Origin of the sequence: Psychrobacter sp. Arc9 (genome assembly GCF_041431295.1) — a bacterium.
Lineage (GTDB): Bacteria > Pseudomonadota > Gammaproteobacteria > Pseudomonadales > Moraxellaceae > Psychrobacter.
The window spans coordinates 38735-62460 of record NZ_JASMRK010000008.1; the positions used below are offsets into that span (position 1 = coordinate 38735).

22 protein-coding genes, 1 tRNA gene and 1 other RNA gene are annotated in these 23726 nt (G+C 43.4%); 17 read left to right on the forward strand and 7 right to left on the reverse strand.

Annotated elements, in window-relative coordinates:
- Nucleotides 1–72: 72 nt before the first annotated feature.
- Both ligA and QO187_RS06200 read left to right on the forward strand, forming a co-directional pair.
- Complete coding sequence (gene ligA, locus QO187_RS06195) at nt 73–2064, forward strand: NAD-dependent DNA ligase LigA (protein WP_102094633.1); 1992 nt, start codon at nt 73–75, stop codon at nt 2062–2064.
- Nucleotides 2065–2368: 304 nt separating this feature from the next.
- Nucleotides 2369–2842, forward strand: a complete 474-nt coding sequence (locus QO187_RS06200; protein WP_102094572.1) for a putative immunity protein — start codon at nt 2369–2371, stop codon at nt 2840–2842.
- A gap of 36 nt (nt 2843–2878) precedes the next feature.
- Here the strand turns inward: QO187_RS06200 and QO187_RS06205 are convergent, their stop codons facing one another.
- Nucleotides 2879–3286 carry a hypothetical protein gene (locus QO187_RS06205; RefSeq protein WP_102094573.1) on the reverse strand — a complete coding sequence of 136 codons (408 nt, stop codon included), beginning with the start codon at nt 3284–3286 and terminating at the stop codon, nt 2879–2881.
- A 125-nt stretch (nt 3287–3411) separates the two neighbouring features.
- Here QO187_RS06205 and QO187_RS06210 point away from each other — a divergent pair, with 125 nt between their 5' ends.
- On the forward strand, nt 3412–3771 hold the full coding sequence (locus QO187_RS06210) for a VOC family protein (protein ID WP_102094574.1): 360 nt from the start codon (nt 3412–3414) through the stop codon (nt 3769–3771).
- 125 nt (nt 3772–3896) lie between these two features.
- Nucleotides 3897–4577 (forward strand): hypothetical protein, encoded by a 681-nt coding sequence (locus tag QO187_RS06215; protein ID WP_145990559.1) that lies wholly within the window; start codon nt 3897–3899, stop codon nt 4575–4577.
- A 369-nt stretch (nt 4578–4946) separates the two neighbouring features.
- On the opposite strand, the gene QO187_RS06220 is transcribed toward QO187_RS06215, so the two are convergent.
- The 3 genes from QO187_RS06220 to QO187_RS06230 all read right to left on the reverse strand — a co-directional run bounded on the left by QO187_RS06220 (nt 4947) and on the right by QO187_RS06230 (nt 9175).
- Nucleotides 4947–5525 carry a hypothetical protein gene (locus QO187_RS06220; protein ID WP_228153233.1) on the reverse strand — a complete coding sequence of 193 codons (579 nt, stop codon included), beginning with the start codon at nt 5523–5525 and terminating at the stop codon, nt 4947–4949.
- A 435-nt stretch (nt 5526–5960) separates the two neighbouring features.
- Nucleotides 5961–6371: a hypothetical protein gene (locus QO187_RS06225; RefSeq protein WP_102094576.1), complete on the reverse strand. Its 411-nt coding sequence runs from the start codon at nt 6369–6371 to the stop codon at nt 5961–5963.
- A 341-nt stretch (nt 6372–6712) separates the two neighbouring features.
- Nucleotides 6713–9175, reverse strand: coding sequence for a YgiQ family radical SAM protein (locus tag QO187_RS06230; RefSeq protein WP_102094577.1), 2463 nt, complete (start codon nt 9173–9175; stop codon nt 6713–6715).
- A gap of 612 nt (nt 9176–9787) precedes the next feature.
- On the opposite strand from QO187_RS06230, the gene QO187_RS06235 reads away from it, so the two are divergent.
- Together QO187_RS06235 and QO187_RS06240 are read left to right on the forward strand one after the other, a co-directional pair.
- Entirely contained in the window at nt 9788–11074 is a 1287-nt protein-coding gene (locus tag QO187_RS06235) for an ammonium transporter (RefSeq protein ID WP_102094635.1), read from the forward strand.
- A 10-nt stretch (nt 11075–11084) separates the two neighbouring features.
- Nucleotides 11085–11726 (forward strand): hypothetical protein, encoded by a 642-nt coding sequence (locus QO187_RS06240; protein ID WP_102094578.1) that lies wholly within the window; start codon nt 11085–11087, stop codon nt 11724–11726.
- 196 nt (nt 11727–11922) lie between these two features.
- Here the strand turns inward: QO187_RS06240 and QO187_RS06245 are convergent, their stop codons facing one another.
- On the reverse strand, nt 11923–12672 hold the full coding sequence (locus tag QO187_RS06245; protein ID WP_102094579.1) for a hypothetical protein: 750 nt from the start codon (nt 12670–12672) through the stop codon (nt 11923–11925).
- Between the two features lie 164 nt (nt 12673–12836).
- Nucleotides 12837–13304, reverse strand: a complete 468-nt coding sequence (locus QO187_RS06250; RefSeq protein WP_101204277.1) for an Lrp/AsnC family transcriptional regulator — start codon at nt 13302–13304, stop codon at nt 12837–12839.
- A 242-nt stretch (nt 13305–13546) separates the two neighbouring features.
- Here QO187_RS06250 and rarD point away from each other — a divergent pair, with 242 nt between their 5' ends.
- Nucleotides 13547–14569 (forward strand): EamA family transporter RarD, encoded by a 1023-nt coding sequence (gene rarD, locus QO187_RS06255; RefSeq protein WP_228153234.1) that lies wholly within the window; start codon nt 13547–13549, stop codon nt 14567–14569.
- A 114-nt stretch (nt 14570–14683) separates the two neighbouring features.
- On the opposite strand, the gene smpB is transcribed toward rarD, so the two are convergent.
- Complete coding sequence (gene smpB / locus QO187_RS06260) at nt 14684–15160, reverse strand: SsrA-binding protein SmpB (RefSeq protein WP_057758370.1); 477 nt, start codon at nt 15158–15160, stop codon at nt 14684–14686.
- Between the two features lie 251 nt (nt 15161–15411).
- On the opposite strand from smpB, the gene coaD reads away from it, so the two are divergent.
- The 10 genes from coaD (at nt 15412) to QO187_RS06310 (ending at nt 23690) form a co-directional block, all read left to right on the forward strand.
- Nucleotides 15412–15930, forward strand: a complete 519-nt coding sequence (coaD, locus tag QO187_RS06265; protein WP_102094580.1) for a pantetheine-phosphate adenylyltransferase — start codon at nt 15412–15414, stop codon at nt 15928–15930.
- Between the two features lie 95 nt (nt 15931–16025).
- Complete coding sequence (locus QO187_RS06270) at nt 16026–16274, forward strand: YfhL family 4Fe-4S dicluster ferredoxin (RefSeq protein ID WP_021814308.1); 249 nt, start codon at nt 16026–16028, stop codon at nt 16272–16274.
- A gap of 61 nt (nt 16275–16335) precedes the next feature.
- Nucleotides 16336–17670: an adenosylmethionine--8-amino-7-oxononanoate transaminase gene (bioA, locus tag QO187_RS06275; protein ID WP_102094637.1), complete on the forward strand. Its 1335-nt coding sequence runs from the start codon at nt 16336–16338 to the stop codon at nt 17668–17670.
- Complete coding sequence (gene bioD, locus QO187_RS06280) at nt 17667–18383, forward strand: dethiobiotin synthase (protein ID WP_102094581.1); 717 nt, start codon at nt 17667–17669, stop codon at nt 18381–18383. The genes bioA and bioD overlap by 4 nt, the downstream gene beginning before the upstream one ends.
- A 74-nt stretch (nt 18384–18457) precedes the next feature.
- An RNA gene (gene rnpB, locus QO187_RS06285) (RNase P RNA component class A) lies at nt 18458–18824 on the forward strand.
- 121 nt (nt 18825–18945) lie between these two features.
- A tRNA-Met gene (locus tag QO187_RS06290) sits at nt 18946–19022 on the forward strand.
- Nucleotides 19023–19247: 225 nt separating this feature from the next.
- The gene (locus QO187_RS06295) at nt 19248–20060 is read left to right on the forward strand and encodes an ABC transporter permease (RefSeq protein WP_102094582.1); all 813 of its coding nucleotides are present in this window, start codon (nt 19248–19250) and stop codon (nt 20058–20060) included.
- A 46-nt stretch (nt 20061–20106) separates the two neighbouring features.
- Complete coding sequence (locus QO187_RS06300) at nt 20107–20778, forward strand: ABC transporter ATP-binding protein (RefSeq protein WP_101204273.1); 672 nt, start codon at nt 20107–20109, stop codon at nt 20776–20778.
- Nucleotides 20747–21862 (forward strand): capsule biosynthesis protein, encoded by a 1116-nt coding sequence (locus QO187_RS06305; RefSeq protein WP_102094583.1) that lies wholly within the window; start codon nt 20747–20749, stop codon nt 21860–21862. The genes QO187_RS06300 and QO187_RS06305 overlap by 32 nt, the downstream gene beginning before the upstream one ends.
- A gap of 55 nt (nt 21863–21917) precedes the next feature.
- Nucleotides 21918–23690, forward strand: a complete 1773-nt coding sequence (locus QO187_RS06310) for a polysaccharide biosynthesis/export family protein (protein WP_102094584.1) — start codon at nt 21918–21920, stop codon at nt 23688–23690.
- Nucleotides 23691–23726: the final 36 nt, after the last annotated feature.

A 23726-nucleotide genomic window follows, 5' to 3' on the forward strand; every position in this document is an offset into this window, starting at 1 on the left:
GCACCTGCCAAATCTAATGTATCTAGTTCGACTGACAGTAGTACCAATAATAGTGCAGAGATTGTCTCAAAAATGCGTGCGCTTATTGAAGCGATTAAGACGCATAACTATGCCTATTATGTGCTCGATAATCCGATATTAGAAGACAGTGAATACGATCAGTTACGTCGCTCGTTGCTTGAGATTGAAGAAGAATATCCAGATTTGGTACAGCCAGACAGTCCAATCAATCAAGTCGGCGATATGCCGCTATCAGCCTTTACCCAAGTTACGCATGATATTCCGATGCTGTCGTTAGGCAATGTGTTTGAATATGATGATTTGCGCGATTTTATGCGCCGTGTCAATGATCGTCTCAGCGACTCACAGCAAAACCCTGAATACGAGATGGAGCTAAAGCTCGATGGACTGGCCGTCTCACTGAAATATGAGCACGGAAAATTTGTCCAAGCGGTCACGCGCGGTGATGGGCAGACGGGTGAAGATATTACCCAAAATGCCAAAACCATCCGTAACCTGCCACTATGGATAGCTGATGCTGCTGATATTGAGTTATTAGAAGTACGCGGTGAGGTATTGATGCCAAAGGCGGGGTTTGAACGTCTTAATCGATTGGCAGAAGAGAACGAGGGCAAAACCTTTGCTAATCCGCGCAATGCTGCTGCTGGTAGCTTACGTCAGTTAGATCCAGCCATTGCTGCTAGTCGTCCACTGGCTTTCTATGGCTATTCGGTCAATCAGGGTTTGCCAGATACTATCGACACCCAATCAGGAGCGTTGGCATGGCTTACCGAGCTTGGATTTACAGTCAGCGCCGTAGAAGTAGTCGCAAATCCACGCGCCGCCCAGGCCTACTATGAATCAGTGATAGAAGGGCGTAGCGATCTGCCATTTGAAATCGATGGCATGGTGATTAAGGTAAACAGCCTTGCGTTACAGCAGCAGTTAGGCTACCTATCACGCGAGCCACGCTGGGCGACTGCCTATAAATTCCCCGCTGAAACGGTAATGACACGTCTCAACGATATCGAATGGCAAGTTGGCCGTACGGGTCAAATCACCCCAGTCGGTAAGCTTGAGCCTGTCAAAGTCGGCGGCGTCACTGTCAGCAATGTCACCTTGCATAACTTTGGCGAGATTCAGCGTTTGGACGTGCGCGCAGGCGATACGGTCAGTGTCCACCGTGCAGGCGATGTCATCCCCAAAGTCACTCGTGTCTGGCACGATCAGCGCCCAGCCGATAGTACGCCTGTCACGCTACCCTCTACTTGTCCTGTCTGCGACTCTCCCGTCGTGCTGCCAGAAGACGAAGCATTGGCGCGCTGTACGGGTGGACTGTTTTGCCCAGCGCAGCAGCAAGAAGCACTTATTCATTTTGTCTCACGTCGTGCCATGGATATCGATGGGCTTGGTGCGAGTTGGTTGATTAGCTTCTTTGAGCATGGTCTGGTCAAAACGGTTGCTGATATCTATCAGTTGCACAATCATGCAGATGAGATGGTCACCTTTGAGAAATTGGGTGAAAAATCGGTCCAGAATATCATCAATGCAATCGAAGCCAGCAAGCATACGACATTGGCTCGTTTTATCTATGCGCTTGGTATTCGTGGTGTCGGTGAAGGTACGGCACAGAACTTTGCTCAGCAATTTGGTGGTTTAGATAGCCTAATGGCGGCCAGTATTGAGACTTTGATAAAAACCCCAGATGTCGGAGAAATCACTGCCGAGCTGACCTACAAATTCTTCCGTGCGCCGCACAATATCGAAGTGATTAATTCGTTGCTTGAAGCTGGCGTCCACTGGGATAAAGTCGAGCAGGTTGCATCAGAAGGGCTACCACTCGATGGGCAAACGTGGGTCATCACAGGCGCACTCGATAGCATGGCGCGTGATGAAGCCAAAGCCAAACTACAAGCGCTGGGCGCAAAAGTGTCGGGTAGTATCTCGGCTAAGACTACGGCATTGTTAGCAGGGGAAAAAGCAGGTTCGAAGATGGCGAAAGCGGAGAAGTTAGGCGTAAAGGTAGTGGCTGAGGAAGAGTTTTTGCAATTGATTAAAGAATGAGGGTGAGTCTAATTTAAAGTAGCAGAAGACAATAGCGAAAACAATTAGCCTCAGCATCACGTGCTTTAATACATAGAAATATGCGGGTCATGAGCCGTCTTTCTTTAATAGTTCACTCGGCGCTCGTCCCTCGCAAGAGCAGAGCACAGCTCTCGCCTTGCAGACGGGCAGAGCAGTGCTCTGCTATTTCCGTCCTCACTTGCGCAAGAGCCGAAAGTAGTCATTATGCACTGTGAAGTACAGATCTAAATAAGAAACACTCTACAATCTTCTAAATTTACACTCATGCTAATTCGGGTTCTCTATGCCTACCAAATCAAAGATTAAGATTACAGACAATCTAGAGTTGCGAGCAGAGATAGACAGTCTCTTTGAATCAACAACACAGGCAACACTAGCAAAATGGGCGATTGAATGTGCAAAACACGTTTTACCATTAGCGAATAGTGAAGATATTGATATTACGGATATACAAGAGGGCATGTTAACCAGTCAGCTTTGGCAAGACAGTAAAGCTAGCGTTAATGCGGTCAGAAAAGCAGGATTCAAGATTCATGTTGTCGCAAGGCAATGTCAGACTGAAATAGCCAGAACGGTTTTTAGAGCTGTGGGACACGCGGTGGCGGTTGGGCATATGACAGAGCACACCATGGTGTGCTCAGATTATGCCATCAAATCAATACAACTTGCCTTTCCAAACGATAGTGAGATGATAACAATTGAAAGGCAATGGCAGTTAGATAGCTTGAAGGTGTTAGAATCAAATGCATCAACATAGCTAACTTGTTTTATCTAGCGTATAGGTATGGCGTTATTAATCATAAAAGCTACTTTCAAACTCAGATTGTAAGTTATCCATTTCAGCATTGAACTCTTCTATAGCCGCATCAATTTCCTTTTCAGCAACGAACAAAAAGGCACCTGGCTGTGCTTCCCAAATGGCATTATATTCAAACATATCACCTTCGGCATAAACATCGAGCGGTACGGTGTGTAACTCGTCATCCAAATAAACTTCAGCTAAGGCTTTATATTGACTGTCGTTTACTTTAATAAGATCAATATTACCCACTCTTAAATTATAATTTGCGAAGTCTGTATCAGTGCTTAATGTTTCTTGTAACGACTCTTTAACAGTGTCATTAATATCATCAGGCGAGGGACTACAAGCGCTTAGACTCAATGTCAAGAGAATGCTAGCTACTATCACTTTTATGTTCATAAGGTGGAGATCACTCTTTTAAGGTATATGAATAAACTATAGACTGGCGTTTTATATTCTGAATTTAGATTGATAAAATAAACAATTGTTAATGATATTCTGCACTTAATCGACAAGGACGTCAAATGAATCAACACGAGAAACTAAACTATGTAGAGTTTGCTGCTAAGGATTTATCAGCGACCAAAGGCTTTTTTAACGCGGTATTCGATTGGACGTTTACCGACTATGGCGACGGCTATACCGCGTTTGATAATCAGGGATTGGAAGGCGGGTTTTACCAAGCGGACAAATCCAGCTCAGCTGAAAATGGCGGAGCGCTACTCATTTTTTATAGTAAGCATTTACCCGCAACTCGTAAGAAGATCGTAGATAACAACGGAGTGATTACTCAAGATATTTTTGAATTCCCCGGTGGCTTTCGCTTTCATTTTACCGAACCTAGCGGCAATGAGTTTGCTGTATGGTCAGAGAAAAATATATAAGCCAAAACAAGCTTACACTAGCAATTATATAATCGAAACTCAGGAATGCTATGACACATCGGACTAATACTCAAATAATGCGTCATGTAGGCATCATCGCCTGTATAAGCGCGGGCGTCGAGTATTTGACAGATAGTGTGAGCTTATCCCTTTTAATACTCTTTATTGTCGTCATGAGCTACTTGAAGTGGCTAGGTGTATTTGAATCAGTCAATTCTCAAAAAATAGATATCAGTGCCAGTATACAAAATTTAAAAAATGCTCATATTCAGGCTGGATCAAAATTACCAAGTTTCGAATTTAGAGCAAAAGAGTACAATGCTGGATTTTTCTTAACGATAGCTATTTTTGCACTAATGATATGGCTGAGCACTAAACTGATTATGTCATGGCTACTACCATTATTCACAAGCCAAACATTTGATCCCTCTGATATCATTTGGGCAGTGATACCGATTGGTGCAGCGATACTCTGTTATTTGGTAGCCAGGAATGAAGATAAAAATAAAATACCGTTAGTATCGATATCTAGTCTTAAGTTATTACCAGAGAAACTACAAATCATTCAATCCAATCAAGTCTTAGATATACCATGGCGATCGATTAAGGATATTCATGAAAAACGAACACGTTCACGTGCTTTACTAAAGATAGTAGTAAGCGAAGAGGGTAGTGAGGTGAAGCCAAACTATGGCGAGTATTCATTTGATATATATCACGTACCTTATAAAGCAACAGATATTGAACAGCTTGCCATTGTTTACTGGGTAAAGGCAGAGGGTACAGAGGTTAAAGATATACAATAGATGAGAGTTGACGTAAGGTGCGCCTCGCGTAACACTAACTCGCGCAAGACTAAGAAATGGATTTTGAATTTATATGTGCAATTTGATGGTATCTATCATTCTCTTTCGCCGATAAGTATGAACGCGCGATTGAGAATAGAAATATCAGAGTACTGTTCTGGCCGTCCGCAAGGGGAGAGCTTTGCTTTGCTTTTGCGCGAGGGACGAGCGCCGAATGTACCAGTAAAGAAAACCGCGCTATGATAAGCATATTTGCCCCTCATGGAAGCAAGCGATGCTGAGGCTAAGCTTTTAGGGTTTTTGTCTTTGACTTATTTCGATAAATAAACGTTGATTTATCAGGCATATACAAAGACACAGATAAGACAATTATTCATCAACTGCCAACCCTTGTATCTCACTATGCGGCTGTCTCTCACTTTTTTTAGCATCAGGCTGAATAATGATAGGCAAAACCAAACCCTTTGCAAAGTCATCGCCAAACACGTAATCATAGCGACTCGCTTCAATATCAGGCGTCGTATGAATAATGAGGGTCATATCTTCGCCATCGTTCAGCTCATGTGAGGTATAGTGCTCACCGATCTGATCGAGAACCTTTGATAGTGCTTCATTACTTGCCATGCTTAGGGTCAGATTGTGCTGGGCGGTAGCAGCGTCCACTTTGAAGTAATCTGCATAGTCTCGGACGTTTTGACTATCGATGGCAAACGGATACTTATAATTGGTAGGGTCAGCAGGCTTTTCACCACTATCTACCAGTGACCAGTCGATGGTGTCGGCTGCTGGTGTGGATGGATCTGATGCTGTCTCCGCAGTTTGCTCAGTGGCATCGACAGAATCGGTAGCGTTATCGCAGCCCGTCAGCGCCCACATGCTTGCCGTTGCAATTACCATCATACTTATCAGACGCTTTGCCATCGAGTTACCCTTTTGATTGTTGGTCATGATTGATTTTCTTTACCTGCTATTTTGACAGCTTTCTTTGTGCTTCTCTAGCGAAATACATCAGTTGGTAAGTTTTGATATAGTCGATCCTCTATAAAAGAATGACAACGTTAACCTCGCTTGCAGTATTACAGTTATATCTGCACTCGGCTGCCTTGTACCACTTTTAAATTGAATCAACTGTATAGTCGAGTCTATATAAGTCCGCTACATTGTCATCCTCGCTAAGCATACTAATGTATAACTTGCACTCGGTTTCCTTGTATCGAAATTATGTTGAACTAACTGTACAACTATCTATCTGATACTGATTTTTATAGCCATTTCTATACGCGTATCAAACGAACACGCATAAAAAAGCAGCCACCATATAATGACTGCTTTTTGTCTATTACGACTATTTGTCTATTACGATATGAGCGTATCTCTAGCTGATTAGATTTGGCAGTTTACTTGATATTCTTTACCGTCAGCCCACTTCATCGCAAAGATACCTTTGTCACCTTTCATGTGCCATGCATAGATGACTTCTGGGTTTGAGTCGTTTACATAGCTTGCGACTTCGCCTTTCACTTTACCGTTTAGGATGATTGGCTGCTCGGCCCATTTTACTTTCGGCAAGGTGACGTTGAGCATCACTTGTTCTTTGTTGATAGATTGCTTTGCCATGATTTTGCTGTCATCGGTACAGGTGTATGGTGCTGGTGCCATACGATCATAGGCAGCGGTTACTTTTTCTGGAACTGGCGTATCAGTTGCATCTGGGGTAGTTGGTGCGGTAGTCGCACAAGCGCTCAATAGGGCAAGGACTGGTAGGGTAGTCGCAATTTTAGTTATCATTTTCATAGTGCTCTCCAAAGCTTTTCGCTGATGTCATTTACTTGTTCTTAATGATGCGTTTAGCATATGAGGGTTATAGTAGCGAAAACGAACCATTTCAGTGTTAGAAATTGTTCGTTACCTGTTAGCTTCGTTACCCAACCGCTGTCTAATGTAACTTGCAATTTGCGACATGGTGAAAAGTAAACAGTGTTGATTATGAAATCTGCATCTATAAAATTAGCGCGTAAAAAAGCGCCTATCAACGAGTGGCTGATAGCCGCTTTTTTTACTTAACACGCTCTAGATTGAGCATGCATTTCTATACTATGAACACTACTTGCTATGAATACTACTTGCTATGAATACTACTTAGTTTTACGTGGTGGTAGACCAGTATGCTGAGTCTGGAAATTGCCTTTGCTGACTTTCTTCTTACTGTTTTTACCGACAGCATTTTTACCCGCTGCACCTTTAGCTGACGCATTGCTGTTTGGCGAGCCATTACTGCGCTTCACTGAGTCATTGCCAACACGGCTATTCTTTTTACGCGCTGACTGATAAGTATCTTGCGCGGCATCACGCCCTTCTAAACTGGCGTTAAATGGTGGAATCAAGCAACCACGATTTTTACCAATCAAGTCACTACGACCCATGTCTTGTAGCGCTTTACGTAGTAGTACCCAGTTTTTTGGATCATGATAGCGCAAGAACGCTTTATGCAGTTTGCGCTGCTTACCAGACTTGACGATATCCATGTCACCTTCATCACGGCTGACCTTATGTAGCGGATCTTTGTGCGTGTGATACATGGTAGTCGCGGTCGCCATTGGGCTTGGATAAAACGCCTGTACTTGATCAGCACGATAGCCATTACTTTTGAGCCAAAGGGCAAGGTTCATCATATCTTCATCTTTGGTACCCGGATGGGCGGCGATGAAGTAAGGAATCAGATATTGCTCTTTGCCCGCTTCTTGGCTGAACTGTTCAAACATGGCTTTGAATTGATCATAACTGCCCATGCCCGGCTTCATCATCTTCGATAGCACGCCTTCTTCAGAGTGCTCAGGCGCAATCTTGAGGTAACCACCGACGTGATGACTGACCAATTCTTTCACATATTCAGGATCTTTCACTGCCAAGTCATAACGCAAGCCTGAAGCAATCAGAATTTTTTTCACGCCTTTGATATCACGTGCTTTGCGATATAGCTTGGTCAAGTTGCTATGATCGGTCAGCAAGTTTTCGCAGACGTCAGGATAGACACAAGACGGCTTACGACAGTTCTTCTCAATTGTCTCGTCTTTACAGCTGAGGCGATACATATTGGCTGTTGGGCCACCAAGATCAGATATCACACCAGTAAAGTTCGGTGCAGTATCACGAATCGCTTCTACTTCGCGCAAGATGGAATCTTCTGAACGGCTCTGGATAATACGGCCCTCATGCTCAGTGATCGAGCAGAATGTACAACCACCAAAACAGCCACGCATGATATTGACTGAGAATTTAATCATGTCATAAGCAGGAATGCGCGCATCGCCGTAGCTTGGATGTGGCAAGCGTGCGTACGGCAAGTCAAACACATAATCCATCTCTTCTGTCGAGAGTGGCACTGGTGGTGGATTGAGCCAAACATCGATAGAGGTATGTGAGTTACCAGCACCGCTACTATGACGCTGTACAAGCGCACGGGCGTTACCTGGATTGGTTTCTAGATGCAGGATACGACTTGCATGAGCATAAAGCACAGGGTCAGATTTGACATGCTCGTAGTCAGGCAGACGAATCACTGTCTTTTCACGTGGTGGCATTTTTAGCTTATGCTTACGTGCGGTCATTGGCTTATCAAAGCCGCGCATTTGTACCACTTGCGTCTCTTCGTCGACTTGTTCAGCGTTGATGACTTTATTGGCAACTGGCTCAGCGACAAAACCCTGATATTGCGATGACATAGATGAAGGCATGGCTTGGCCAACAGGCGAGTCCGATGGTTTGTTCTGCTCAATTGAACAGCTATCAACGTCTTCGGTCATCACATAAGGGTTGATGATAGGATCGACACGGCCGACGGTATCGACATCATTACTCGCAACCTCGGTCATGTCTTCTTGCCAATGACGACGAGTCGGAGTCAATAAATAAGCCGTACCGCGCAATTTACTCATCTGCTCAAAGCTATAGCCTTTAGACAGACCATGTACCACATCGACGATCGCACGCTCAGCATTACCATATAATAAGACATCAGCACGCGCATCCAGCAGGATACTACGGCGGACTTTGTCTGACCAATAATCATAATGAGCGATACGGCGTAGACTGCCTTCAATGCCGCCTAAGATAATAGGCACATCAGGATAGGCTTCACGGCAGCGCTGGCTATAGACGATAGCCGCTCGGTCAGGGCGTTTGTTTGCCACGTTGCCCGGAGAGTAAGCATCATCGCTACGGATTTTGCGATCGGCGGTATAGCGGTTGATCATGCTGTCCATGTTGCCCGCGGTCACGCCGTACGCATAGACAGGTTTGCCTAATTCCATAAAGGCGTCTTTGCTCTTCCAATCTGGCTGAGCGATGATACCAACACGGAAGCCTTGCGACTCTAATAGACGACCGATGATGGCCATACCAAAGCTTGGGTGATCGACATAGGCATCACCTGAGATGATTATGACATCACAAGCATCCCAGCCTAGATCGTCCATCTCTTTGCGGCTCATCGGCAGATAAGGCGCCGGCTCGTAGCAGCTCGCCCAGTGTTTGTCATAATCATAAAGTGGCTTGGTGCCTTGTTTAAAGGCAGTGCGGGCGATGGTATCGGCAGACATGGGCGGACCTGTTAATTAGAAAAATGGCACTAAAAATACAGCCCTTATTACCCAATGATAATAAAGGCGAATTTAAAAGCGCTCATTTTAACATGAATCGCCTTCACTATGCGACCTATTCTATGAGGGGTGATTGCTGATAAGTTATTGATAGCGTGAGATAAACTGCTCATGCAAAGTAAGCTATCCGCACAGCAAAATAATGGCAAAAACAGTCTAGACAGAACAGTCACATTATCAGTTCAATCAAACTTACTTCCAACAATCATTCTCTACCTTAGTTCAACTTATAGCTACATTCTCGCAAACGTAATTATCAAAATACCGACTTGGCTGTTACTGGTCATTTGTTTTCTCATGTTGATAAGTTTCTTTAATTTCTAATGATAGGTTTTGGCACAGGTTTTGCTCCACCCTTATTAGGGCTTATTTGTGTGCATTAATGAGTAAAAATAGTGCACCGATAAAATTTGAACGGATAGATAAGTGTTTGGAGATAAAATGAGAACATCATCTGTTGGACTGGACACGATAAAGACATTATTAAAACTATTACAACCATTAAAATTATCGCTAAACAATAGGCTGGTGCTAAGTACAGTATCGTTTGCAATGATAAGTAGTGCCCAAGCTGCTGAGACTGACACATTGACCGTGGCACAGCTGCTCGAATATCAAAACATCGCTTGGATTATCTGGGGCGGGGTATTGGTGTTCTTTATGCAGGCAGGTTTTGCTCTACTTGAAAGCGGATCGGTACGTGCGAAAAATGCGGTAAACGTGATGATGAAAAACTATACCGATATGTGTATCGGCGGTCTAGCGTTCTACTTGGTTGGTTTTGGGCTGATGATGGGTACTAATCACTCCGGATTCGTCGGTACGGATCACTTTATGCCAGTCGCGTTGTCTAATATGGACTGGGCATTGATGTTTTTTCAAATGATGTTTGCAGCGACAGCGGTGACGATTGCGAGTGGTGCGATGGCAGAGCGCGTCTCGTTCATCGGCTATGCGGTGGCGGCATGTTTGATTTGTTTGTTTATCTATCCCGTGTTTGCCAGTTGGGTATGGGGTGGTTACTTCGGCGGTACAGGCTGGCTAGCTGAGCTTGGTTTTATTGATTTTGCTGGGTCTACTGTAGTGCATTCTATCGGTGGTTGGTTGGCATTGGCAGGCATCTTGGTCATTGGCCCAAGGTTAGGCCGCTTTGCACCTGATGGTACGCCAAGACTCATCGCAGGGCATAACATGACGTTGCTAGCGCTTGGCGGATTTATCTTATGGTTTGGTTGGTTCGGCTTCAATGCTGGATCGACATTGTCTATCACTGGCAATATTGGTCTAATCGCAGTCAATACTTTTGTTGCAGCAGTCAGTGCTGTGGTGAGCTACATGCTGATCTCCCGATCGCTTAATAAAGCTATTTTGCTGAGCGATAGTGTCAATGCCAGCTTGATTGGTTTGGTATCGATTACTGCAGGTTGTGCGACCACAACGCCTGTATTTGCCATTATCATCGGTGCGATTGCTTCCGTGGTTTATATCCTATCGTCGCAAGCGTTATTAAAATTCAAAGTAGACGATGTGGTCTCGGCAGTGGCAGTACATGGCTTTGGCGGTGCGTGGGGTACGATCGCTGCAGGATTGTTTTATACAGGAGATTTGTTTAACTTATCACGGCTTGGCGTACAAGTGCTGGGCGTCGGCGTGGCATTAGGCTGGGGACTGGGACTGGGTCTAGTGATGTATAAGCTGATCGATCTAAGCTTTGGGTTAAAAGCAAGCCGCTTACATGAGCAGCGTGGCCTTGATTATACCGAGCATGCAGAGCTCGGTTACCCTGAGTTCCAGAAGCAAATGTTTGATTCCAAGAGTTTAACCGAGCGGCATTTATAGGAGAGAGCTGATGAATATTGATACTCAATCCGTAGACCAAGCTGTGACTGCGATGGCAGAGGTGCTTGCCGACTATCTACATCCTGAGGAGGTGCGGCTGCTTAAATCACAGTGGCAGCGATACTCAACGGTCTCTGTAAAGATGATGCAACAGTGCGTCTTGGATGCGACAAGGCGCTATCCTGAGCTGCAAGCTTATAAGTCTGATATTAGGAAAGGCTTTTGGGCTACGTTGCAAGCGGACAGTCAGCAGACAGTAGAGGTTAATAGTCACAATAGCCATAATGGTCATAATAAAGCAATCAAAGCGCCAGTTCCTGTCTCTGAGTTGGTTTTGGCATTTTATACCGTCGTAGAAGCGCTGCGCAGTCAGCTATCAGAAACAGAAAGTCGCAACCTATTTCTGACCATGCACCAAACTGTTTCGCAAGAGCGCACCTTCAAAGGGCATGGTCTTAACATCAGTCAATTTTTAGAAGGCAATCGCCCGTCTGTACCTGATAATGAGCACCTGTTAAATAATTTGATGCAGTTGGCTTATGTATGCTTATGCGATGTTGCAGGACCTGTCGAAGCAGATGAGATGATGTTTCGAGCGGCAGAGAAGGCAAAACAAAATTACCCGAAAACACTGGTCGAAAAGTTATTCTAAAATATTAAGCAGGCACGTTACGATTTAGTATGGAATACCTTTCGATAACGTACCTTATATAAAGGGGCTTTTATAACGCAGCTTTCAAGATGTAGCTTTCAAGATGTAGCTTTCATGACGTAGCTTTCATGACGTAGCTTTCATGACGTAGCCTGAAACTTGATACTAGACGATGAGCGGTATAATAGTTAACTATCTAATCTAATAGCTGAAACGGGAAAGTAACCACGTCAAAGGCGAGGGCAAAGGGTAGCAGTACCAGTTTTTGTGCGCCATTTGGACCGCTACGAGTGACGACATCTTGCTGAGTTTGTGTATAAAAACTCACCGTATATGGTTTGGTCAATGCGCGATAGTTTGACTGAATTAACCCCAAGTTACTAACTTGCGGATAGATAGCGCCTTTGACAGGAACGCTAAAACAAAAGCGCTGAGCATTGATACGTTGATCGCTCGCTGAGGTACACTCTTTACCGTTGTTTTGCAAAAAGAACTGATAGTCTGAGCGCCCAAACTCATCTTTTAATTTAGCATAAGACAGTTTCATCTCACCTTGGAAGTACCCATCGTTATTGGGTACATGAAAGCTCATGTCGTTATCCACTTGAATATTTTTTTGAGACAGATTACTCAGTAAGTTCACCATTTCTGTCCCACCTTGGGTGAGAACGTAGCTGTTCTTCTCTCCTACGATAACCATTGACGCGTTTGGCATTTTTGGTAACGCCTGAGCAGGACGACCAAAGGCAACAATTTGATCTTCAGACAGTATCTGCTTCGTTGTGTTCGTGGTGACGTGTCCACTATTGTCTAATAGTGAGCTGGTCGCACAGCCCGAGCTGGCTAGTACCGCGGCAAACAAAGCGCCTGCTATCACCTTTTTTGAATTTAATGGTTTTAGTGACGCTTTCATATTCTTGTTATCAGCGTTTGTATGGTCAGTCATGATTAGGCTTCCTTGTCTAACAAATGGGCTTACGAAATTAACTATCGAGTTTTTATTTCTTCTCGGATGTCTGGTGAATATCGTACAGTGTTTATATGTAACTTAGCTACTTATCATCCATTGTTATATGATAGGTAAGTGTAGCGGTGAATAACTAATTATAATTAATCTAGGGTGATTTTAGTTCCACTCTTAGTAAAGTTCATCACAAACTGGCTTTTGAAATTGCGTACATTATTTTCGTAAGTCAGTAAGCTGCGAGTGAACTGATGATAGTCGCTCATGTTTTTTGCATTGACCATCAACATAAAATCAAAATCGCCCGATACTTCATAACAGCTCATGATTCGTGATTGCGCGTCCATCAGGCGCTCAAATCGATGTTGCATTGAGGTATTAGAGCGCTCCATTTCTATCATTACTACTGCTGTCAGGCCATAGCCCACTTTGTCAGGATTGACAATGGCGACTTGTTTGGTAATCACGTCACTATCTATTAGCGCTTGTATACGCCGCTGCGCCGTCGCAATGGATACGTGCACTCGCTCTGCGACAGTTTTAAGCGGTAATGTCGCATCATCTTGCAGCAAGTTCAAAATAGCTTTATCAATGTTATCTAAAGTATGGCTCATATCAGGACATCCTTAACAGCAGAGTTTTTTATCTATTTTTATAAATATTATCACTAAAAACACTAATATAAGAAAATAATCATTTATAGGATATATATATGATATTTTTATTCATAAGTACATCTATATAGAGATAATATATCAAAGTACCCTAGTAAAATAGACCATACCAATCAGACCTGCTTCAAAATAAGAGCTAGCAATTGGTTTTTTATCATCTATTAATAGCTACGGTGCCTATCATGTCTATCTCAATGTTCTCCAATGTATTCGCTAATACGCTAGCAACGACTGTTGCACGTTTGCCACTACCTGCGATTTGGACGACAGGTAGCGCACAACAACGCACATTAATACTAGGGGTGTCTTTTGCCATATTGTCCAACGTGCTATTTGGTGTACTCTATGCGTATAGCAGTTTTTTGTCGCCATTATCAGGGACGCAAGTTTTTATCTGGCGCATGCTCGCGATGTGGGCAGCGTTGGTCGGATACTTAATGGTAAGTGGACGTCTGGGATTGCACATCGATAAACTAAAAGCGCTCAAAGGCGCTAAGCAATGCGTTTGGCTGCTACTACCTACACCGATATTCCTGAGTCAATTTTGGTTATTTATGTGGGCGCCAGTGAATGGACAAGGTGTGCAAACCGCGATGGGATACTTTCTATTCCCGTTAATGATGGTGGTGTTTGGTTGTGTCCTCTTTGGCGAAAAATTAAGCCGTTTGCAATGGTTGGCAGTGGCCTTTGCTGCATTGGGCGTGGGTAGTGAAGTTATCCGTACGCAAAGTGTCTCTTGGGCGACGCTATGGGTATGCGGTACGTATCCTGTTTACTACATTTTACGCCGACTGCAGGGAATTGGCGCAGTAACTGGTTTATTGGTTGATTTAACGATATTTGCGCCCTTTGCGCTTGCTTACTTGTTCTTCTTTGCCCCAAGCAGTTTGGCATTGGTTAGCGGCTCGGGTTTCTTTATCATGATGCTAGTAGGTTTAGGTGTGCTCAGTGTCTTGGCAATGAAGACCAATATTGATGCCAGTCAAATGCTACCAGTCAATGTCTATGGCATGATGAGCTATTTGGAGCCAGTGTTACTATTTATCTTGGCAGTGACCGTACTAGGCAACCCATTTGAGTCAGCGATGATTTATAGCTATGGTCTGATTTGGCTAGGTATTGGGTGTTTGATTGCTCATGGTGTTAGGCAATTGCGTCAGGCTAGTAGAAAGACAGCATTATCTCTAAAAGAGCAAATGGCATAGAAAGCCACTGGCTAGATGTTATAAAGGTTTCTATTTTATTAAACGTCACAAACAACAAAAAAGGACGGCTCAGTAAATATTGAGCCGTCCTTTTTTATATAGATTAAATAGTGCTTAATCTAAATGCTGTTTGAAACCGCGCTGCTTATCACGTTCCCAGTCACGATCTTTTAGTGTTTTACGCTTATCATGTTGCTTTTTACCCAAGGCTAGGCCAATTTGGCATTTCACCAATGAGTTTTTCCAGTAGCAAGACAGCGGTACGCAAGCGTAGCCTTTCTGGTTAATTGCCCCAGATAGTTTCTCGATTTCACGACGGTTCAGCAGCAGTTTACGAGTACGAATACTGTCTGGACTAACGTGCGTTGAGCTCGATAGCAATGGCTGAATGTGCGCCCCAAACAAGAAAGCTTCGTTATTGCGAAATATGACGTACGCTTCAGTAATCGTCATTTTTCCTGCGCGAATGGCTTTGACCTCCCAGCCTTGTAATGCCAGTCCTGCTTCAAAGGTTTCTTCGATAAAATACTCATGACGTGCCTTTTTATTGGCACAAATCTGATTGTCTGGCTTTTTTGATTTTTTTGACATAATCTCTCCATAAGGGTGACCTAAAACACAGGCTCCTTATTTAATCAGTCCCACTAATTCCTCATCCTAATCCAATAACTAGTCTTGTTTTTTATTTCGATTATGAGATGGATGAGTCGAACTGCCTATTGTATCAAAGCCTCTGATGAAAAGGTAAATCAGCTGTTAGGACAAATGTAGCAGATAAGTATTAAGTTTGAGCAAAATTTGCTAGCATATGGCCTAATATCACCGATTATATCAGTCATGCTATGAGCCACTCTATTTCTCCCAATTCCTCAAAGCTACATACCAAAATTCTATACCCTGGTACCTTTGATCCTATTACCAATGGTCATGTAGATTTGGTCACACGCGCCGTCAAGCTATTTGATGAGGTCGTTATCGCGGTTGCCTCAGGCCACCATAAAAAACCCTTGTTTAATTTTGAAGAGCGCGTTGCTTTGGTCGAAACCGTATTTGCTGACTTACCGCAAGTATCCGTCATTGGATTTGAGGGACTATTGGTTGACTTTATGCGTGAAAAAAACGCGACGGCGGTGCTGCGAGGATTGCGAGCGATGTCAGATTTTGAGTATGAGTTTCAGTTGGCCAATATGAATCGTGAGCTTGATGAAAACTTTGAAGCGGTGTTTTTGACCCCGTCTCAAAATTATTCATTTATCTCTTCTACGATGATTCGTGAGATTGCTAAGCTTGGCGGTGACGTCAATAAATTCGTTCCACCCTGTGTTTTGCAAGCATTCGACAAAAAGTTAAATAGTAAATAAAAGACGCTGCATTAAAGATAAGCTGCTAGCACTTGCTAAAACAGTAAGGAGCAGCCATATATGACTGATATAAGCAAAAATATAAGGAACAGTTCATGGCACTATTAATCACTGATGAGTGCATCAACTGTGATGTGTGCGAGCCTGCTTGCCCCAATGAAGCCATCTCAGAAGGGGATGATATCTATGTCATCGACCCTGATCTATGTACAGAATGTGTTGGACATTTTGACGAGCCACAATGCGTTGTGATTTGTCCAGTCGATTGTATTCCTCACGATCCCAATCATGTCGAGACTGAAAGCGACCTGCTATCTAAATATAAACGTATTACGGGCCAATAGAGTATTTATAAGCGATTGATGACGTTTGGGTTTACAACGTTTTAGGGACAACACGATGACCATGGAAACAATAACCACGCAAACAACCACCACGCAATCCATCCAAGTCGTAAATGACTTTGATCAGCAACACCTTTGGCACCCTTATGCCAGCCTGCCACCCACTTATTCTAATATCGTAATCGATCGAGCTGAAGGTATTTATATCATCACTGAAAATGGTACGCGTCTGATCGATGGTATGTCATCCTGGTGGGCGAGCGTTCATGGTTATAATCATCCAAAACTGAATGAAGCATTGACTCAGCAATTGGGTAAAATGGCGCATGTCATGTTTGGTGGGTTAACCCATCAGCCAGCGATAGATTTGGGCAAAAAACTGCTCGACATTGTACCTACTGGTCTCGATGCGATTTTTTATGCAGATAGTGGCAGTATCGCGGTAGAAGTAGCGCTAAAAATGGCGCTGCAATATCAAGTGGCTGCCAAGCGTCCAAATAAGCAGCAGTTTGCCTCAACCCATTCAGGGTATTACGGAGACACGTGGCATGCCATGAGTGTCTGTGATCCTGTTAATGGAATGCATAGCCTATATGGCAAGCAGTTACCGATGCAGCATTTCGTCCCTGCGCCGCCACTTGGCTTTGATCGCGCCTTGACAGTAGATGAGCGTGAATCGTTGGCTCAGTTTTTTGTAAAGTATGGCGAGCAGCTGGCGGGGTTTATCATTGAGCCGATTATTCAGGGCGCAGGCGGGATGCGTTTTTATAGTCCTGAATACCTACAATTGCTGCGTCAACTGTGTGATGAGCATGATGTACTATTGGTTGCGGATGAAATCGCCACTGGGTTTGGTCGTAGTGGCAAATTATTTGCGTGTGAACATGCAGCTATTAGCCCTGATATCATGACCATTGGCAAGGCGCTGACGGGTGGCTATATGACTTTTGCCGCAACGTTATGTACCCGAAAGATTGCCGATACCATTCATAATAGTGACTATCCAGCGCTGATGCATGGCCCAACCTTTATGGGCAATCCACTGGCTTGTGCGGTTGCGTGTGCATCGATTGATTTGATTATGTCTTATGATATTGAAGCGCGTACCGCAAATATGCAATGTATTATGGAGCAACAACTAGCGCCTGCTGCTTTATTAGAAGGCGTTGCTGAAGTGCGCTGCTTGGGCGCGGTCGCTGTAATTGAGCTGCATGAAGCGGTCGATATGCCCATTTTTCAGTCTTTGTTGATTGATAACGGTATCTGGGTCAGACCATTTGGCAAGCTGGTGTATATCATGCCGCCTTACGTGATTACTGATGCTGAGCTGACTACCTTATCCCAATCATTGCTAAAAGTAGTGCGTACGTATTTAGAAAACCGAGGTCAACTATGAGTGTTTTATTTGTTTCTGGTATCGATACCGATATCGGTAAAACTTATGCTACTGGGCTGCTTGCTAAAGCGCTTATGCAGCAAGGCTTAAATGTCATCACTCAAAAGCTAGTACAAACGGGCGTATCGATCAATCCAGATAATGGTGAGATGAATATCGCTGATGATATTATTACGCATCGTCAACTTATGGACATTCCTTTACAGCAATGTGACCTCGATTTTACGACTTGTGCTCATCGTTATAAGAAGCCAGCGTCTCCTCATCTAGCTACTAAGTTATCAGGGGAAACACTTGATCCTGATATGATTACTAACGCTACCAAGCGACTGCAATCTGAGTATGAGCTGGTACTACTAGAAGGTGCAGGTGGCTTACTTGTGCCGATTACAGAGAATCTACTCACATTAGACTATATTGCTGAGCAAGGCTGTCCAGTTATTTTGGTCACCTCTGGTCAATTGGGCAGCATCAATCATACTTTGCTGAGTTTAGAAGCTATAAAATCGCGCGGATTAATAGTACATAGCGTAATTTATAATCATATCCATGATGATGCTGAGCAAACGGATACTGAGATCGCAAATAGCACTATTGAGTTTCTACGAAAATATTTGGACAATCATTATCCCGAAGCGCATTGGCTGCAGATACCGTATTTGAAGAATAAAGTGGTCAGTAATATTGAAACACTACCAGCAAATTTTGTTTAGCCTATTTATGTTGTCCACAAAAATAAATCCAAAAGACATGCGCAGGCAGTCATAAGTTTGCTATACTAGCGCGCTTGGTAGACTAGGCGATCGCCGCTGCACACTGGCAACAGATGAGCAGGGGAGGAAAGTCCGGGCTACATAGGGCAGCGTGCCAGCTAACGGCTGGGCAGGGTAACTTGACGACCAGTGCAGCAGAGAGTAGACCGCCTTTAGTATCTTAGGGTATTATCGGTAAGGGTGAAAGGGTGCGGTAAGAGCGCACCGCGTGGCTGGTAACAGTTCACGGCATGGTAAACTCCACGCGTAGCAAGACCAAATAGGCATCGGCATGGCGCGGCCCGCGTTCGATGCGGGTAGGTTGCTTGAGCGTATTAGCGATGATACGCCTAGAGGAATGATCGTCCACGACAGAACCCGGCTTATCGGTTTACCAAACCTTTTTTATTGTTTGTTGTAGTAATAGTTGCAATTAATCTGAATTAAATTCGTTTTTTTGCAAAAAATGCTTATTAGGGGTTGACGTTAGTCAACAGCTTAGGCATAATGTGCAGCCTAAAACGGCGATGTAGCTCAGCTGGTTAGAGCGCATGACTCATAATCGTGAGGTCAAGAGTTCAAGTCTCTTCATCGCCACCATATATAGCAGTACTAAAAAACCAATCTATCGAGATTGGTTTTTTTTTGCCCAAAATAAATGTTTTTATAAACTAGAAGCTGTTGATACATAGCATTTTAGGTGTGATTTACTTACAGATTTCTTACTAAATCATAGGTTTATCTGTCTATATACAGATTAATTCTTGTAACTTATGTCGCGCTTACTTATCATAGGGGCTGTTTTCGGTAAAGTCCTGTAACGCCATGTCTGTCCAACTACCTCCTTATCGTCCTATCAAGCATCGCAGTGGCCTTAAAGTCATGGGCGCAGCCTTTCATGCATTGCTCATGCGTGAGTTACAGACTCGCTTTGGTGGATATCGTTTAGGCTACCTTTGGGCACCGCTTGAAGTCCTCTTTCAGGTTCTGATTTTCTTAGTTATATTCGGGGCTATTAGAGAGCGTCTAGTTCCAGGTATGGATTTTTCCTTATTCCTAGTTGCTGGAATGGTTCCTTTTCGGATGTTTCAGAAGATAGCAACGAGAGCTTTAGGAGCTGTTGAGGCTAATAAAGGTTTGTTGATGTATCGGTCAATTAAGCATATTGATGTGATCATCGCACGCTCATTTCTAGAGCTGGTGATTTATTTCTTTACATCGATATTACTACTTTTAGGATTGGCTTTTTTTGATATCTATGCCAATTTGGAAAACCTGCACATTGTACTGTTTTGCTGGATAACGCTATTTATATTTAGCTTTGGTGTTGCTCTGATTATGATGGTTGTTGGCTATTATGGTGGCGAAATCAGTAAAGTAATTACTATATTGTTTACCATACTGTATTTCACATCCGGTATCATTTACCCGATTCATATTATTCCTGAACCATATTTTAGTTATTTACTTTATAACCCTTTTATTCATAATATTGAGCTGATTAGACACGCCTTCGCACCCAATTATCCAGCATATCATATTGATATTTGGTATTTTTTAGAATGGATGTTCGTTGTAAACTTTTTGGGACTTTTACTCTATAAGTATGCTGAACGTGACATGATTCGTTCTCGTTAAGGTGATATCAATAATTATGAGCACTAATATTAAGAAAGGTGAGTAAATGATTGAGATAAAGAATATTTCTAAGTCATTTATGACAAAGAAAGGCCGTCATTACTTGTTCAAAGATCTAAATCTGACTATTGGTGATAAACAAAGTGTAGGCTTGCTTGGTCGTAATGGTGCTGGTAAGTCAACATTGCTACGTATCATATGTGGACTTGATGAGCCAGATCATGGAGAGATTATTACCGACTCGACTATTTCTTGGCCTGTTGGGGTGGCAGGTGGTTTTCAAGGTAGTTTGACAGGTCGTCAAAACGTCCGTTTTGTTTGTCGTTTATATTCAAGCGGCCCTTATATTGATGAAAAAATTCGTTTTGTCGAAGAGTTTGCTGATATCGGTAGTTATTTTGATATGCCAGTAAAAAGCTATTCATCAGGAATGAAGGCGCGCTTAACGTTCGGTTTAAGCTTGGCCTTTGATTTTGATTACTATATGCTCGATGAAGCAGGTGCCGTTGGTGATGCAGCATTCCGTAAGCGTAGTGAAGAGATTTTAGCGGCCCGCCGCGCACAAGCAGGATTTTTAATAGTGTCGCACAATATTGGTGATATCAAACGAAACTGCGATATTGGTATTGTACTAATGGATCAAACAGCACACGTGTTTGACGATACAACAGAAGCGATTGAGGTTTATGAAAAGCATATCCACAAAGCAAAAAAGTAAGATAATTAACTTCTCGCTGTTTATCGGCTTGGTCATCCTTCCTTGGTTGCTCGTTATATACTATGTAATGACACTGGCGCATCCGCGTTTCGTTTCGACTGCTGACGTGGTAGTGAAGCAAGTCAGTGATTCGAGCGTACCATCTGGTGGCGGACTATCAGCTCTATTGGGCGTAAATAGTACCAGTAAAGAAGACGCGACTTATTTGACAGAGTATATTTTGTCGAATGATATGGTGAAGCGACTCGATAGTAAGTTTAAGTTCCGAGACGCTTACTATGTTGATGGTTCAGACCCTATTTATGAAATCGATCCTGATGCGACTCAGGAAGATTTACTTGAATACTTCAAAAAACGGGTTCACATTGATCTTGACGAGCAGAGCTATGTGCTTTCAGTATCAACAGAAGGTTTTGACTCAAAATATGCTTTCGAGCTGAACAAAGCTATCTTAGGAGAATCTGAGCGTTTTGTGAACCGTATTTCACAAGAAGTGGCTCGTGATCAATTGGCGTTTGCAGAGACCCAGTTAGACGAATCAGAAGAGCGTTTAAATGATGCCAAAGAGCAGTTATTAAACTATCAGAATGAAAACGAAATCTATGACCCACAAGCCAATGCGCAAATCGTCAATCAGTTGATTGGCAGCTTGCAAGCGCAATTAAGTTCGTTGCGTACCGAAGAGCGTCAGTTACTCAGTTATCTAAATCCAGATGCGCCGCAAGTGGTTTCACTAAGAAGCCAGATAAAGGCTGTTGAAGAGCAAATCACTCAAGAACAAACCAAGTTGACCTCGCCAAATACAACCAAATTAAACCGTCAAGCGGTACAGTTTGAGACCATCAAGGCAGATGTGGATTTTGCTACCGAGTTGTATAAGTTGTCGTTGTCATCGCTTGAGAAATCAAGACTAGAAGCATTCAAGAAAATGAAAAACTTGATTGTGATCTCAACGCCCTATGAAGCTGAAGATGCAACATATCCGCGCCAAGCATATCTCATTTGGACATCGCTTGCGTTGCTCTTAATGCTATACGGATTTGTGCGTTTGGTAATGGCAGTTGTCCGTGATCACCGTAGCTAATCTTGAAAAACCAGATATCAGTAATGATCGATAGATCAGGAAAGGAATATAACTCATGAATATGAAACCACGTTCTATCGTGATAGCGACAAGCTTGGCAATGGCGGCGACTAGTATGTCTGCAACAGCTGCAAGCAGTTATGCAGATCAAATATCAGGTTCAGGCTTTGGCACAAGCAACAATAACATGAGCCAATCTCAGAACCAGAGCAATATTAACGTTTCTACCCAAGCATTTTCTGGGGCAGTGCCAGGGCAAGCAACGACTCAAGAAGCGGTTAACGCAGCAAGCTTACCAAGCCAGTCAGTTATCAATACAACGCGTCCTTATCAAGATATCAAAACTCAAGATATGATGTTCGGTGAGCAATTGTTCCGTGGAGCATTTTCGACGACTTCAGGCTCTACCTTTAATGATAGTTATGTGATTAACCCTGGTGATAACGTCCAAGTAAGAATGTGGGGCGCTTATCAGTACGCTGCTACCATGACCGTCGATCCACAGGGTAATATTTTCTTACCGAACGTTGGGCCAGTACGTGTCTCTGGTGTGCAAAATGGTAGCTTACAGAATGTGGTAAAAAGTGCCGTCAGCCGTATTTACCGCTCGAATGTAGGGGTTTATGCTTCATTAGAGCAGGCGCAACCCGTTAAGGTGTTCGTCACAGGTTTTGTTAAGCAGCCAGGCTATTACGGTGGTCTAGCAGCAGACTCGGTATTGTCTTATTTAGATAGAGCAGGCGGCGTTGACCCAACACGTGGTAGTTATATCGACATTCAAATTAAGCGTAACGGTCAAATGCTACAGCAAGTCAATTTATATGACTTTTTGCTAGCAGGTAAATTACAGGCATTTTCATTCCGTGATGGTGATGTCATCACTGTGGCACCACAGAAAAAGACATTTGTGGTAAGCGGTCAAGTTCAAAACGAATATACCTTTGAGTTTGATGTGAATGATCTGACTATTGGTGATGTGTTACAAGTGTCTAATCCGGCAGCCAATGCTACTAATATCAGTATCACTCGCAGTGCAGGACGTGCACAAACGGCAGAATACTACTCATTAAGTGAAGCCCAAAATGTTCCCGTCTATAACGGCGATCAAATGGTAGTAACGTCAGATCGTTACGCAGGTACCATCGCGGTGCAGGTAAAAGGTGCACATACTGGTAATGGCGCAATGGTTGTGCCATATGGCGCGCGTCTAAAAGATATCGTGCCACAATTACAGCCAAGTCCGCTGGCAAAATTAACGCATCTAACCATCTATCGTGAATCTGTTGCTGAGCAACAAAAACGCATGATTAACGAGTCACTCGATCGTCTAGAAGAATTGACACTTGCCACTCAGTCAACGACTCGTGAAGAAGCCGCATTGCGTCAAGATGATGCAGCATTGGTTAAGCAGTTCGTCGCTAAAGCTCGCAATGTTCAGACGGACGGTCAAATCGTTGTTGTGCCAAATTCGTGGCAGGATATTATTCTGCAACAAGGCGACATCATTGAGATACCAGCACAAACGTCAGTCATTACAGTCAATGGTCAAGTACGAGCACAAGGCGCACTTACCTTTAATCCAGACTACACCGTTGGCGATTATGTGGCTAATTCTGGTGGTTTCTCTGATAATGCTGATACAAAAGATATCTTAATTATTCATCAAAATGGAGCGAGCCAAGTGGTCAATACTGCGTATCGTATCCAGCAGGGTGACGAGATTATGGTATTACCGAAAGTTAAAACTAAGCGTGTGGAGATTGCTCGCGGTCTATCACAGATTGTTTATCAGTTAGCAATTGCTGCCAAGGTAGTTCTAGACCTATAACGGTTAACTATTCATGATGTAACGATGTCGGCTGAA